The sequence below is a fragment of the Streptomyces kebangsaanensis genome (assembly GCF_001906585.1).
In the GTDB taxonomy this organism is placed as follows: domain Bacteria; phylum Actinomycetota; class Actinomycetes; order Streptomycetales; family Streptomycetaceae; genus Streptomyces; species Streptomyces kebangsaanensis.
The window spans coordinates 2,977-17,160 of the sequence record NZ_JUJA01000047.1 but is presented as its reverse complement, the minus strand read 5'-3'; the positions used below and the strand labels follow the sequence as shown (position 1 = coordinate 17,160).

Below are 14,184 nucleotides of genomic sequence, written 5' to 3'. Positions count from 1 at the left end.
CCCTCGCCGAGGCATACGCCCGCCACCCCGAACGCTTCGGCCGCCGCCCCCGACCACCCCGGATACCCCAGCAGGCGTGGATCAACGACCCGGCCAGACGCAGGGAACCCGCACCACAAACCTCATAGCGCCCCAACCGTCTCACTGGACTTGAAATCTTCCGTATCGTCGCTCCCCCTTTACAGGGCCTTTGACGCTGGGCTTCGACGCCGGACGTTTCCCTCCGACGCCGCCAGCCTGCTACCGGGCCTCCTGGCAGCTACCCGGACCGGACTTCCACCGGCAGGCGACGACGAGCTTACGAACAGCAAGAACACCGCTACGTCACGGTGTCACCTCCTGTCCTGCTGGGCGCACGAGAAAACGTCAGTGGCACAAGCCACATTCAGCCAGCGACATAGGTCACGTCTGGCACGCAGGATTTTATCTTCGACCGGAAAGCGTGGAGGCGGCAGTGGAAACACCCCATCCGCCTCGCATTTCCACTGCAGGGAATAACAGACACCCGTTCCAATTCGGACACAGTGACACGCTCTCGGCGTTCGAGGCAACCGCGGCAACGGTGCGCTTCGACGCGGGGGTGCGCCCCAGGTCGCGCCGTACGGACACTTGCGGCACACGATCATCCGATGACTCTCTGCAACCAGTACAGAGTTTAAGAACCAAGTCTGGATCTTGATACGGGTCCGTGCATATGTTCGTCGTCCCCGGGCAGCCCGCCCGCAGCGACGGACATGAGGAGAGCACGAGGACGGACCGGACCGCGAAGGTCCACAAACAGCGACGGCGCCCGGGAGCGGTAACTCACGGACGCCGAACGCTAAGCGGCATACCCGCCCCGGCAAGGGCGGAGATTGCCCACCATCACCACGCTGAGTCCTTCCAAGGGGCGCGTCAGCGTGGCAACACTGCAAAGGGGAGTATCGCATGTCTCCTGCCCTGCGCAAAAGGCCCTTTCGCCTGGCCTGCGCGGCAGCCATCTCCGCCTCGGCGCCTCAGCGCCCCGAGCCGGACCGCACGTTCATGGCCCCGCCGAGCTGCGGGACCCGCCCGCTCGTCGGGAGCTGCCGATGAGCAGCGAAGCCCGCGACTGGGTGTGGGAGCACAGTTGCAGCCGGGGGACGGCGCGTCTGGTCCTGCTGTCGATCGCCGACCGGGTGGGCGACGAGCAGTGCGTCTCCTGGGCCTCCCTGTCGAGCCTGGCCAAGCGCACCCGCGCCTCCGTCTCCACGGTCCGTGAAGCCATCGACCGTCTGGTCGACGCCGGTGAGCTGGAGCAGCTCGAAGACCTCACCGGCCCGCAGCGCAGCACCGTCTACCGCCTCCCCCTCGCCGCCAAGGTCCTGGCGGAGACCGTGGACGACAAGGACCCCGACCAGACGCCGGCGGAGGGGACCGAAGCCACCCCGGCGCTCCGGATCTCGGCCCTGCGGCGCTACAACATCCGCCCGCGTGAGGTGCCGGAATCCCCTGCGAGGGCCCGGAAACCGGCAGTACCGGAATCCGGCAGGTCCGGACGGAAACCGGCACCTCGACGTGCCGGGAACCGGCACAGCGATGTGCCGGAAACCGGCACACAGAACCGTAGTGAACCGGATTTGAACCGGAGGTACAGCAGTGGTGGTGCTGCCGTCCTCTCAGCTGCCGAGTGGCAGGTCGACCCAGCCACCCACACCTGGGCCCGCGAGCAGGGGCACCTCGACCGTCTGGGCGAGCAGGGCCTGCAGGCGGCCGACGCGAAGTGGCGTGCCCACCGCTCCGGCTTCAAGCCGAGGCCGGCGGCTGCGTGGGCTGCCGACTGGCGTTCCTGGGTCGCCCGGGAGCACCCCCCTGGCCGCCCGAACCTCTACGCCGTGCCCGGCACGGGTCCCGGCCAGCCCGGCGGCATGACGCGGGCAGAGGCCCACACCGCCGCACTTCTCGCCGCCCTGAACGAGCCGACCGGAACGGAGCAGTAGTCGTGGACCGCCGTGAAATCGCAGCCCTGCTGGCCTACATCGGCCGACTCGACCCCCGCACCATCCGCACCGACCAGGGCGAGGCACGCGACCAGCTCGCACAGTGGCACGAGCTGCTTGGCGACGTGCCGATGGCCACTGCGCACGGCTGGGACGCCCGCGTCGCCGCCCGCCAGCACATCAGAGTCTCGCCGTACCAGATCCTGCCCGCGGACGTCGCCCGCCCCTGGGAGAGCTACCGTCGCGACCGCCTGGCCCGGCACTCCGATCCCACGCCGTCCGCCGACCCGGACGACCAGGCCGCCTGGACCGCCGAGCTGGTCGGCACCCGCCGCGCCGTCGCCGCCGGCACCGCGCAGCCCGCCCAGGCCAGAGCCATCACCAGCGGTCGCGACCGCATCGACCCAAGGTTGGAGGCGAGGCTGCGGCAGATCGGCTCCTGCATACCGCCCGCCGCCCGCGCAGCCCTCGCCCCCTATCGGCCCGCTCGCGCAGCCCGCGAGGCCGCCGTCGCTCAGGGGCTGCCCGACGCCCTGAGCGTCAAGTGCGAGTGGTGCCTGGCCCAGCCCGGTGAGCCGTGTCGTCGCCGCCGGATCGGTCCCGACGACGGGGTACGCACGACCGCCCCGCGCGCCACCCCGCACCCCGGCCGCGTCGACCTCGCCGCCGCCCGGCAGGCCCAGCCGAGCGAGCAGGTCCAGCAGCCCGCCGTGGCCTGACCGGCGCATCGGGCGCGTGCATCCCGCCCGATGCACCGCTACCCCCTATCACCGTCCCGCCCCGGCTGCGGCGCACGCCCGCGTGCTGCGGCCACCCGACGCCGCGCCCAGCACCGCCCCAGCCGGCCGACGCGGCAGCACATCGGAGACCACCCTTGCGTCACATCACCGCCCACGACGCGCCGGCCACCGGCCTGCGCAGTATCGGAGACACCAACTGGCACACCCAGGGAGCGTGCCACGGCATGGACGTCGAGGACGCTGACGCCGTCTTCTTCCCGCTCCCGCGGGACCACGAAGCCATCGCCGAGGCGAAGGAGCTGTGCGGCTGGTGCCCGGTACGCAGCAACTGCCTCAACTTCGCCCTGGAGAACGTCCTCAAGGAGGGCATCTGGGGCGGCCTCACCGAGGCCGAGCGGCGTCCCTGGCACGACGGACTGCACCAGCGCCTCGACTACCGACGCGTAACCTCCTTTTTCCTGGGACGCGACGTGCATCTGACCGAGGCCGAGCGGCAGGTCGTCATCGACCACGCCTACGTACGCGGCTGGCGGCCCGACCGGCTCGCCACCGCCCTTCAGATCAGCCACAAGCACGCACGCGACCTGCTGCGGCAGGCGGCCAACAAGGTGTTCGACCGCGACCGCACCTACGGCGTGCCGCGGCCCAAGAAGAAGCGGAAGAAGACCGCCCCAGCAGCAGGCGGCCCCCCGCCCGCCTCAGCACCCGGCACACAGCAGCCAGCAGCCCGCCCGGCAGCGTCGACTCCGGCGCACGCCTCTCTCGGAAAGGCCGCATGACCCACCCCTTCCTGTCCCTCGGCGCCGCTCCGGACCTCTCTCTCCTCCTCGCCGCCGTGGTGCCCGCCGCCGTCGTGCTGGTGCTGACCGCCTGGACGATCCGGCGCCAGGGCACACGCCCGCAGAAACGTCTCAGCGGTCCGGCGGTCAAGGTCGCTGCCCTTGCCGCCCTCGGCTGTACTTGCTACTCCGCGGACACGAGCTGGCGGTTCGCCGCCGACTACCTCGACATGGCCGGCACCGCCGAGCGGGCCGGCATGTTCGCCGCAGCCGAGCTGGCGCTCTTCGCGACGGCGCTAATGGCACGGCAGAACCTGGCCACCGAGGGCGCCCCCGGCCTTCCGGGCACGTTGGTCTGGATGATCACCGGAGTGCAGGTGATCCCCGCCTATGCCGAGAGCGGTCCTATCGGCGGCACGGTAAGGGCCTTCGTCGGGCCGGTCATGGCGGCAATGCTGTGGCACCTCGCCATGGGGATCGAGCTGCGCCTGCGCACCCCGGGTGCCGCCTCCCACGGACTGATCGCCCTCCTGGGGCGGGAAGCACGCGAGCGGCTGCTGTCCCGCCTCGGGATCGCCGCACGCGACCGCGACGCCGCACAGATCACCCGGGACCGGGCCACCGCCCGCGCAGTCGCCCTCGCCGTCCGCCTCGCCGAACGCACACCCGAGCAGCAGCAGACCCGACGCGGCCGGCGGCTGACGCGGCGCCTGTCGAAGGCGGTCGGCAGGGCCTCGGTCGGGACCGACGCCCGCCAGCGCGCACAGCTGCTCGACCAGCTCGCCGCGCGCCGGCACGCACTCGCGCTCGCCACGGTCCCGCTTCCCTCGCCCTGGTCCCCGGCGCACATCACCGCGAGGGCAGCCGCCGTCCCCTCGCATCCGGCCTCGACGGCGCCGGTCCCCGCAGCCGATCCCCCCGGCCCCCACGAGTCGTACAGGGACCGGGGACCGAGCGCCCCGAGGGGACCGGTCCCCAAGATTGCGGACTCTAAGGCGTCGGATGGCGCGGGGACCGGGGGTGAGAACGCGGGGACCAGGGTGGGGACCGAGGTTCCAGCCACAGGTGGGGTCCCGGGGACCGGTCCCATCGACCCGGAAGCCTCACAGGGGGACGCCGGAGGCGTGGGGACCGACCGCACTACGCGAGAAGTAGCTGCTCAAGGCCCTGATTCGCATCCAGGACCGAACGCCGCCGAGTCGGGGACCGAGCCCACCGGGGACCGGGGACCGAACGACACCGACACGGGGACCGAACCCACCGGGAACCGGGGACCGAACGACACCGACACGGGGACCGAACCCACCGGGAACCGGGGACCGAACGACACCGACACGGGGACCGAACCCACCGGGAACCGGGGACCGAACGACACCGACACGGGGACCGAACCCACCGGGAACCGGGGACACACGGTGCCTCTGCGGAGCAAGACGGCCACGAAGCCCCGGACTAAGACCAAGGGGAAGCGCGCCCGGTCCCGCAGCCCGCAGACGCAGCGCGCGCCGCGGGAGCTCGAGCAGTCGGTGGACCAGCTCGTCCAGCAGGTCCGTCCGCACGTCTCTGCCCTGCTCGAACGGGACGGCAACGAGTCCGTCACCCGGGTCCAGCTGCGGGAGATTCTCCGCCGTGAGGGCCTGAAGGGCGGCCGGAACGACCGGCTGAGCCTCGTCCTCCAGGAACTGCGGAGTGACGCCACCACGACGACAAGGAGCTCCGCCCGATGAAGACCTGCCACCAGTTCGACGCCGTCCGTGCGGAGTACGAGCGGGAGATCGGCTTCATGCTCGCCCACTCAAAGCGGCACGAGGGCAGGCCGGCGGCGAAGTCCAGCGCGAAGCAGGCTGCCTCGACGAAGCAGCGGATGGCCCGCGCGCTCAACAGCCACGTCGGTCGCTGCCCCGAGTGCGGCTGAACCGGCAAAATCCCGCTCAAGGCCCCCTAACCGCAAAGGGTGGCCCGGCTCCATGCCGGGCCGCCCGCCCCGCTTGAGGAGACACGCCTTGATTCCGCGTCCTGTTCGCTCATCCGAGGCCACGGTCGTCGAGGCCAGCGCCTGGGCGGACGTCCTGGTCCGCCGGAGACTCCTGCACGCCGCCGTCCTCGCGCCTACCGGCCAGTGGCTCGTCCAGGGCCACTCACAAGGATCCGTCCGCGTCCTTACGGGACCGGCCGACGTCCTCGCGCTGGCCGCGAGCATCCAACAGCACACCCGCTCCACGAGGCCCGAATCCTGATGACGAACCCCACCCAGACCGGCACCGCCCCGGAACCTGCTCCCAACTCCAACTCGGTCTCGGGGCGAGCAAGTTATCGGCCAAGACACTCTTCCCCGTCGGGGAAGCGCGCCTTGGCCAAGCCCGCCCCGGGGGTGGCGAGAGCGGACCAGCACCGGGGGGTGCTGGTCCGTGAGACAGCGACCGAGGGCGGATCGCAGCCGGAGGAGACGCCTTCACTGCACAAGCCGCGCGCCGCGAAGAAGACCTCGCGCAAGCGCTCGCCCAAGCCGTCCTCGCACAAGCGTGATTACGTCTGCAGCGTCCGCCTGAACGGCGACGAGAAGACCCTGCTCTGCGCTGCCGCCACCGCGACCCGTACGAGCCTGCCAGGCTTCCTCGCCCGCAGCGGGCTCGCCGCCGCTCACGACCTCGACAGCACCGCCGCCGCCATCGCCGGCCACCGCGAGCTGATCGCCGAGCTGTTCGCCGCACGCCGGCACCTCGGACAAGTCGGCAACAACCTCAACCAGATAGCCCGGGCCATCAACTCCGGCGGCCAGCCAGCGGAAATCGACGCGGTCGTTGCGGCGGTCCAGCGCGCCGTGACCCGCGTACAGGCAGCCACAGACCGACTGCTGGAGCAGCGCTGAGCTGGCTCCCCTTACCGCCCCGCATCCCGCCACTCCCAGCGACGACCTCGGACAGCAGCATGATCCCCCGGATACAAAAGCGCGGGCAGCGCACCATCGGTCTCCTCTCCTACCTCTACGGGCCCGGGAAGCACGAGGAGCACATCGACCCGCACCTGGTCGCCTCGTGGGACCACAACGCTCCCGACCCCGGCCGCGACCCGTCTGCCACCCTCAAGCAGCTCCAGCAGCTCCTGGACCAACCCGTCGAGAACATCGACCAGGCTGACCGGCCGAAGAAGCACGTGTGGCATCTGTCCGTCCGCAACAGTGCCGAGGACCGGATCCTGACCGACGAGGAGTGGGGCGAGGTGGCCCGCCGGATGGTCGCCGCCACCGGTATCGACTACCCCGAACAGGGCGCGGGCTGCCGGTGGGTGGCCGTCCGGCATGCCGACGACCACATTCACATCGTCGCCACGCTCGTCCGTGAGGACGGCTACAAGCCCGACCTCGACCACGACGCCGCTCGCGCCCAGGCCCAGGCCCGCGCCTTGGAAGCGGAGCTGGGCTTGCGCCGGCTCAACAAGGGCGACGGCACCGCGGCCCAACGCCCCACCAGCGCCGAGCGCCACAAAGCCGAACGTCAGGGCCGCGAGCGCACCGCGCGGGAGGAACTGCGCGAAACCGTGCGCCGCGCGGTGGCCGGCGCCAGCAGCGAGACCGAGTTCTTCGACCGGCTGGCCGCCGCTGGCCTGATCATCCGTAAGCGCGTCGCCCCCTCCGGCGACATGCTCGGCTACAAGGTCGCCCTGCCCGACGACCGCAACAAGGACGGCGAACCGGTCTTCTACCCCGGCGCCCGCCTGGCCCCCGATCTGTCCCTGCCCCGTATCCGGGAGCGCTGGTCCGCCGACACTCGCGACCAGGACGCCACACGGGCAGACGTGCCCGCCCCTGCGGCGCCGAGCGACCCGGCCGCCGCCCGCCGACGCACGGCCTCGGCCGCGTGGAACGCGGTGCTCGTCATCGAGCACGGCGACGACGCCATCGCCGCCGCGTACATTGCCGCTGCCGGCGAGGTCCTGGACGCGCTCGCGAAGACCTCCGCGGCCCGCACCAGGCGCGAACTGCGTGACGCCGCCTTCGCGTTCGAGCGGGCCTCCCGCTCCCACGTCCGCGCCGAGCGTGGCCACGACCGAGCGCTGCGGCAGGCCGCCCGTGACCTCGTCTATAGCGGTCCGGCGTTGGGCCGCGGCGAGGACGGCGCGACCACCGCGATGGCGATCGACATGCTGTTCTTCCTCATCACCGCCGCCGCCCACTGGCACGCGAAGAAGAACCACGCCCAGCAGGCCGCCGCCGCCCGCCAGGCCGCCGAACATCTGCGCGCCGCCTACCAGGCCGCCGCCGCCCAACCCCTCGGTGCCCTCTACCAGCGAGGCCGGCGCCTGGGCCGGGCGCTGCGGCAGCGGCAGACGACGGTGCTGCGCACAGCGCTGCCGGAGTTGGCCGAGCAGATCCTCGCCGAGCCCGGCTGGTACGCGCTCGCCGCCACCCTCGCCGACGCCGAAGCCGCCGGCCATGACCCGGCCGCCCTGCTCGCTGACGCCGCGGGTCGGCGGGAGCTGGACACGGCGGAGTCCGTCAGCGACGTCCTGGTGTGGCGGCTGCGCCGGGCAGCGGACCTGCCTGCGGATACCACCGGCATGGTGCCCGACGCTCACGCCGCACAGCGCTCGGCACAGCGCGCCGAGCAGCACATCCCCGGACAGGCCCGGCCTGGGCGTGGCCGGTCGTGACTGTGGACTTTGTGAATTGAACAGGTCAGCGGACTTCGCGCACGATCATGACGCGTGCAGGACGAGACGAGGGAGGACACCGGGTGTTTCACCGGATACGACGACGCCGCCGCGCGGAAGAGGAAGAGTTCAGTGAGGTGCAGCGCCAAGCATGCGAGGCGTGGCTGCGGATGGCCGACCAGGTGCCGCCGGTCCTGCAGATGCAGGAGGAGCATCAGCTCGCGGAGCCGGCGCCGGTTGTGGACGACTTCCTCCCGCCGGAGCTGCGCGTCCCCAGCCACGACCAGCTCGACGGCCGGGTGATGCCCTGGCCGTGGCCGGTCGTCCTGGACGGCGAGGTCGTCGCCTGCGCCGAGTGCGGCGCCTACCGCGAGTGGCTCATCCTCTCCACCCACGACCAGGTCTGGCTGCGCTGCCAGGCCGGCCACGAGCAGCACGAGACCCGTCTCGACACCGCGTGGTTCAACCGGCACTCCGGCCCGGGAGATGCCATCCACGCCACGTTCGAGGACTGCCTGCGGCACCTCGGCCACCGCTGACCTCCACTCCTTCGGCCCCTTCTCGGGTCCACGGGCCCGCACTGTCCAACCGTCACCGAGCACCACAGGGGTCAGTTCACCCATGCGCGTTCGCCTCACCATCACCGCCCTCGGCCTCACCGCCGCCGCCCTCACCCTGCCCGCCTGCTCCGCCGGCACCAGCCAGGCGAAGTCCACCTCCCCGTCCTCCGCCCCCGCAGACCACCCGGCCACCACCAAGCAGAGCGACGCCCCGCTGTCGTCGGCCGCGCTTCAGCCCCGCCTGCTCGACGAGAGCGACCTCGGGTCCGACTACACCCGCAAGCCGGAGGACACCTCCAGCCACGACGACGTCACCGTCACCGGCTGCCCCGCCCTGGAGAAGCTGGGCGGCGACGCGGCGGCCAGCGGCTCCCTCGACTTCCCCAACAAGGCGAAGGTGTCCTTCACCTACACCGGCGGCAGCGCCGGTTCGGAGGTCTCCGAGGAGCTGTACAGCGACACCTCCACGAAACTGTCCGCCGGCATCGATCGGATCTTCGATGCCATGACCGGCTGCCCGACGTACCAAGTCGTCTCCGGCAGCACCGCCATCAACGTCACCTCACAGAAGACGACCGCGGCCCGGCTCGGCGACCAGCAGTGGAGCCAGCTGATGATCTTCACCTCCGGTGGGCAGGACAGCGTCGTCAAGCAGACCGCGATACGTGAGGGAAGCCTGCTGCTCATCGTCTCCGGCGCCCCAGCCCTGGTCGACCAGCATCTCGACAAGGCCCTCGCCAAGGCGACAGCAACCCGCTGACGCGCCCGCAACGGCGCCCTCGACCACCGCTGTCGAGGGCGCCGTGTCGATACGAGGCTTCAGAGCATCTGGGTGAGCGTGCTGGGTGTCGCCGAGCAGCAGCCCGCCTGGCGTGGCGGGTCAGACGGCCCTCGACTTGAACCGCCATACCGCGTGCTCCATCCCGCCCGGTTCGTGTCCGAGGGCGGCGGCGGCCTCCTCGTACACAGCTCGCAGCTCCTCGTACTGCAGGCCCGTGACGCCGGCATCCGCAGCGAAGGCCCGCAGGTGTACGTCCACAGCGACGTGCGATCGACCGAGGAGCTCACGGCCGTCCACAGCCGGTACGACAGTCTCCGGTCCGACAACGCTGGGTCCTCCGGTGATGCCCCGCGGCCGGGTGGGGACGGCAAGCTGGACATAGCCCGTGCGCGACGCGACAAGGGCGAGAGCGTCACCAGCATTGCCAAGGCGCTGGGAGTCCACCGCGCCACCCTCTACGACCACCTGGCAGAGAGGGCCTGAGAGAGGCGCGCAGGGGCGCAGTCAGGCGCTCACCTCGGAGTGCACCGGAACGGGCGGGCGCACTCCCGTGAGTGCCTCCGCTCGGGCGAGAAGGTGGGGCGCAAGGTCGGGGTACCAGCCACGGGCCACGGCTTGCAGCATCTCGGCCAGGGCCGCGAGTTCCCCGATTCGACCGGCGGGGGTGTCGAGGATGGCGGCGAACTCTTTGCGGATGCGGGCGGCTACGTCGGGTACAAGCAGGCTGTTGGCGTGGAGAAGCCCCGCGTCATAGCCGAAGGGCACCAGGCCCCACCGCTCCCAGTCCAGCAGGCACAGGGGCTCGGCGGTGAGGTTGCCCCAGTGCAGGTCACCGTGACCGGTCACCCGCTCCACGTTGGCGGGGGCCGGGATGCCGAGGAACTGGGGGAAGGCTCGTTCGATCCATCCGTCCCGGACGGTTGTCTTCACACCCTCCGCTTCAGCGAGCAGGGCAAGGGCTTGGCGAAGGTCCGCCCACCATTCGTCAGGCAGCGCCGGATCGTGGTCGATGTCGGCTCTGTCCGGGGACACCACGGGTTGCGTGAGGTAGTCCAGGACTTCGGCCTCGAAGGCCCACTCGCCGTCAGTCCAGTCGTGCACCCCGTGCAGGCGGGGGCGCGGGACGCCTTCGGGTAGGAGCTGGGAAGCCCCGACGATGCCCTCCCCCTGCTTTCTGCCCGCGTTCCTTTTCGCCGTCCGGCTCACCCGTAGCCACCGGTCCTCCGCTCGGCGTCCGAGGGTGACACCGAGGAAGCCCCACGCCAGCGGACCTGTGCAGGTGAGGCCCAGTGCCTTGGCTGCCCGGTCGTGGGCGGCCTCCATCAGGGCTCGTACCTCCTCATTCAGAGGCGAGTTCATCCGTCACCCTCCTGAGTTCCTGGGCCGTCAGCGGCGCAGCCAGAGCCTTGGCCATATCGTCCCAGTGCTCGCGGGTGCTCGCGGAGGTGAGGACGACATCGAGGCCGGGGCACGAGCCAGCGGCCAGGCGGGCAGCGGCTGCGGCCGACAGGCCGGGGCGGATGAGGTTCACCAGTTCGGGTGTCATGGCGTCGAGGAGTGCACCGCCGTGCAGGGGAGCGGAGCCGAACGTGATCAGCCCGGCGTCCTTCGCCTGTACCAGTGGTCCGCCGCCGTTGAGGGCCTGTGTGATCGGGGCATCCGTGATCAGGCTGACGGGCATCTGCATGCCCGTGAAGTGATGCTCGGCGGAACCAGCCGCCTGCCCGGCGAGCGCGAGCAACTCGGCGACACTGAACGCTCCGGAGGTTAGGCCCGACCAGGTGGCGACGCCGTACCCGCCGATCCTGCCCGCATGGGCGAACTCCTCCAGCGCCGTGAAGGCTTCCCGCACGCGCCCGTGCAGAGCGGCGCGGTCAAGGCCGTGACCGTGGTGCTCGGGGTTGTGGACGAACACGAGGTCCACGCGCCCGAGCGCGGCCAAGGATCGCTCTGTCTGCCAGCGGACGAAGCCTCGCTCAAGGCTGTGCCTACCGGCCGCCTCTCCCGGCGTGAGCACGCCTTCAGCCAGGGCGGTGCGGCCTTGTTCCTCCGTGAAGAACCCCGTCTTCGTGGCTACACGCACGGTCGGGTATTCCCCGAGCACCGGGCGCAGCTCCTCATGCGCCTGACCACGACCATAGTTGGGTGCCGTGTCCACCCAGGGGCTGCCTGCGGCCAGGGCGGCGCGTGCCGCCTGGCTGACGGCACGCACGCGGTATGTCCCCAGGCAGAGCGCGGCGGTCACAGCGCCGTCCCCACGACTGCGACGGCGTGGCCGTCGATGAGGACGGAGACCAGTTCGGCCACCTCCTTGACCTCAAGCCCGGCGGAGTCGGCCACCTCCCCGAGCGTGGTCGGCTTGTTGGTCAGCAGCGTGCCCAGCGCGGGCGCTGCGGACTCGGCGAAGTCCCAGGCGGTACCGGCCGCGGAGAAGGTGACCGTGCCCTGTTCGCGGTTGGCCGTCAGGCGACCTCTCGGAGCGGTGAGCTTGACCGTGATCTCTCTCCGTGCGGGGAGTCCGTCCACGTAGGGCAGGGACGGAATCGCGTGGCCCAGGTCGGTCGTGTCGATCGACTCCGCCCACCGCTCCACGAGGCGGGGGTCCGCCATCATGTCGGCCACCTCACGGCGTACGGCGTCGATGAAGTCCGACTGTTCCGCCAGCGAGCCGAAGCGCGGGATGTCCCTGCGGAGCGCGAGGGACGCCCGGAGCTGATCGACGACCCACAGCATCAGGTCAGCGCCGGTGTGCGGGACCATGCCGAACGTGAGGTGAAGGGATTCCGTCCCCTGATCGGCGGTGACCGAGTGCCACCAGCCGCGCGGCAGGTAGAGCACGTCACCCGGGGACAGAACGAGGTCCGCCACCGGGTCGCCCTCCGGCTCCTCCGGCGACTCCACGTCCCGGAAGGTGGGCGCCTCACGGGTCATCCCCCACAGGCGCCACCGCTTCGAGCCATGCAGTTGCACCACGACGACATCGTGGTCGTCCCAATGCCGGCCGAAGCCCTCCCGCTCGGTCCACGAGGCGTACACGTTGGCCTGCACGGAAGTCCCGAGGAAGCGTTCCAGCCCCTCCGCAGCCGCCCCCACGGCGGGGTGGATCTTCTCCACCGCGTCGAGGACCAGCGACGCCCCGTCCCTGAGCTGGGCGTGGAAGTCGGACGGCTGGATACGGGACCAGGTGACCGCGCGGCGGTTCGTGGTCGGGATCGCGTAGCGGTGCAGCGGCACCATTTCGCCGTCAGCCGACAGGCGCAGCCGGGGCGGCTCCAGCCGCTGCGTGGCGATGATCCGGTTCAGGTCGTCCCAGGAGAACAGACCCGCCGTGTCGGCGACCCTGGGGAAGTGCGCGTAGGAGCGGTGGTACGTCTGGGCGAGGAACCTGTCCCCGCCCAGACGCCCCGCCCACGAGGCTGCATCAAGCAACGTGGGCGCTCCCGTCAGTCGTTGCCGTCGGAACGGCCACTGCTGACGTCCGACTCCTGCTCGGCACGCGTGCGCGCGGCCACGATCTTCCGCTTCGCGACGAGCAGTCCACCCCCCTCGGGGGCGGCCGACGTGGTGTTCTCTTCCACCATCGGACTTACCTCTCTCTTCTCGGGGACTCCCACCGGGATTCCGGCAGGAAGCGAAGGGACAGCGACGAGCGCGGCGGACGCCGATCTTGGCGACGACGGGCGCCCCGTGCACCGAGGGCACCTGCACGGCGGGGACTTGTCGGCGAACCCGGGATCATTGCGTTGCGGTGGTTCACCTGCACCGTGCGCACCGGGTCGTACATCCGGCCCCGTCGTATGACACCCGGAGAGTCATGCACCCGGTCGTCATGAGCGCACACCAGCGTCAGGGCCGAACCTCCGCCGGTACCCCAGCCGCCACCCCACGCCGTAGCGGACCCACTTTTCGTTTCGCCCGGTCGCTGCCATGGGGGAAATCATTGGCCTACAAAGCGACGGCTGTGTAGTTCTTTCCCGTCATGGACTAAAGATCATGAACGGCAGGCGGCGGACCACTCCGCCAACAAGGCTCGCACTTCGTCCCCGAACAGCGCATAACCCTCAAGCGTGGAGAACAGTTCCAAGTGCATTTCGATGTCACGTGGATCTCTCAGGATCACGACACCGGTGGTGTTCTCCACGGTGGCCAGGGTGTCGTCATAGATGGTGAAGGTGTCCATCGGAGCCATGGGCTTGTATCCCGCGATGGGGATGACGCCGAGCTTCACGTTCGCAAGGTGGGTCAGTGAGGCCAGCCGGTCAATCTGCATCGCCATCGCAGCCGGGGGCAGGAGTGGCCACCTCACAGCCTGCTCGGTGAGAATGAAAGTGAACCGCTTCTTCGTGTCGTAAAGAACCTCCTGCCGCTCCAGCTTCCTCGCGATCGTCTTAGTGACATCGGCCGGAGAATGGGCAAGGCTGGCGCGGATGTACTCAGGGGTGGACAGCAGTCCTGTAATCATCGAGAGCAGGAAGAAGCGGAACTCCGTGGACGAGGATTCAAGGGCGGCAAGTTCAGTCTGCTTCTTCTCCAGGCCCCTACGCCGGAGCGAGCGCAGGTCTTGCCATTCGGTGTTGGCCAGCCTCGCGAGGGCAACGACCTCCTCGATGACCTCGGGTGGAGCCACCACGGCCCGGAGGATCCTTTCCAGATCCAGCAGACTCGGCTGAACTTTCCCATTCTCGATCCGACTGATCTTCGATTGGGACATGTTGC

At 70.4% G+C, this 14,184-nt stretch carries 15 protein-coding genes; 10 read left to right on the top strand and 5 right to left on the bottom strand.

Annotated elements, in window-relative coordinates:
• Positions 1-1,070: 1,070 nt before the first annotated feature.
• From RH94_RS07050 to RH94_RS07000, 10 genes are all read left to right on the top strand, one after another.
• Positions 1,071-1,958, top strand: a complete 888-nt coding sequence (locus tag RH94_RS07050; protein WP_073946781.1) for a helix-turn-helix domain-containing protein — start codon at positions 1,071-1,073, stop codon at positions 1,956-1,958.
• A 2-nt stretch (positions 1,959-1,960) separates the two neighbouring features.
• Positions 1,961-2,677, top strand: a complete 717-nt coding sequence (locus RH94_RS07045) for a zinc finger domain-containing protein (protein WP_073946780.1) — start codon at positions 1,961-1,963, stop codon at positions 2,675-2,677.
• Between the two features lie 155 nt (positions 2,678-2,832).
• Positions 2,833-3,477 carry a WhiB family transcriptional regulator gene (locus RH94_RS07040; RefSeq protein ID WP_073946779.1) on the top strand — a complete coding sequence of 215 codons (645 nt, stop codon included), beginning with the start codon at positions 2,833-2,835 and terminating at the stop codon, positions 3,475-3,477.
• The gene (locus RH94_RS07035) at positions 3,474-5,204 is read left to right on the top strand and encodes a collagen-like domain-containing protein (protein ID WP_073946778.1); all 1,731 of its coding nucleotides are present in this window, start codon (positions 3,474-3,476) and stop codon (positions 5,202-5,204) included. Before RH94_RS07040 ends, RH94_RS07035 begins: the two co-directional genes overlap by 4 nt.
• On the top strand, positions 5,201-5,392 hold the full coding sequence (locus tag RH94_RS07030) for a hypothetical protein (protein WP_073946777.1): 192 nt from the start codon (positions 5,201-5,203) through the stop codon (positions 5,390-5,392). The genes RH94_RS07035 and RH94_RS07030 overlap by 4 nt, the downstream gene beginning before the upstream one ends.
• Before the next feature lie 435 nt (positions 5,393-5,827).
• A complete protein-coding gene (gene mobC / locus RH94_RS07020; protein WP_234425591.1) occupies positions 5,828-6,346 on the top strand; it encodes a plasmid mobilization relaxosome protein MobC in 519 nt (172 codons plus the stop codon).
• Between the two features lie 59 nt (positions 6,347-6,405).
• Positions 6,406-8,127: a relaxase/mobilization nuclease domain-containing protein gene (locus RH94_RS07015; RefSeq protein ID WP_073946775.1), complete on the top strand. Its 1,722-nt coding sequence runs from the start codon at positions 6,406-6,408 to the stop codon at positions 8,125-8,127.
• An 83-nt stretch (positions 8,128-8,210) separates the two neighbouring features.
• Positions 8,211-8,666, top strand: coding sequence for a hypothetical protein (locus RH94_RS07010; protein WP_073946774.1), 456 nt, complete (start codon positions 8,211-8,213; stop codon positions 8,664-8,666).
• 82 nt (positions 8,667-8,748) lie between these two features.
• Entirely contained in the window at positions 8,749-9,447 is a 699-nt protein-coding gene (locus tag RH94_RS07005; RefSeq protein WP_073946773.1) for a hypothetical protein, read from the top strand.
• Between the two features lie 153 nt (positions 9,448-9,600).
• Positions 9,601-9,951, top strand: coding sequence for a helix-turn-helix domain-containing protein (locus RH94_RS07000; RefSeq protein WP_073946772.1), 351 nt, complete (start codon positions 9,601-9,603; stop codon positions 9,949-9,951).
• Between the two features lie 21 nt (positions 9,952-9,972).
• Here RH94_RS07000 and RH94_RS06995 read toward each other — a convergent pair whose 3' ends face one another.
• The 5 genes from RH94_RS06995 to RH94_RS42630 all read right to left on the bottom strand — a co-directional run bounded on the left by RH94_RS06995 (position 9,973) and on the right by RH94_RS42630 (position 13,930).
• A complete protein-coding gene (locus tag RH94_RS06995) occupies positions 9,973-10,827 on the bottom strand; it encodes a hypothetical protein (protein ID WP_073946771.1) in 855 nt (284 codons plus the stop codon).
• Positions 10,808-11,713: an aldo/keto reductase gene (locus tag RH94_RS06990; protein WP_073946770.1), complete on the bottom strand. Its 906-nt coding sequence runs from the start codon at positions 11,711-11,713 to the stop codon at positions 10,808-10,810. The genes RH94_RS06995 and RH94_RS06990 overlap by 20 nt, the downstream gene beginning before the upstream one ends.
• Complete coding sequence (locus RH94_RS06985) at positions 11,710-12,897, bottom strand: cupin domain-containing protein (RefSeq protein WP_073946769.1); 1,188 nt, start codon at positions 12,895-12,897, stop codon at positions 11,710-11,712. The genes RH94_RS06990 and RH94_RS06985 overlap by 4 nt, the downstream gene beginning before the upstream one ends.
• 14 nt (positions 12,898-12,911) lie before the next feature.
• Positions 12,912-13,049, bottom strand: coding sequence for a hypothetical protein (locus RH94_RS41200; RefSeq protein ID WP_006143122.1), 138 nt, complete (start codon positions 13,047-13,049; stop codon positions 12,912-12,914).
• A gap of 410 nt (positions 13,050-13,459) precedes the next feature.
• The gene (locus tag RH94_RS42630) at positions 13,460-13,930 is read right to left on the bottom strand and encodes a DUF5753 domain-containing protein (RefSeq protein WP_234425592.1); all 471 of its coding nucleotides are present in this window, start codon (positions 13,928-13,930) and stop codon (positions 13,460-13,462) included.
• Between the last annotated feature and the right edge of the window lie 254 nt (positions 13,931-14,184).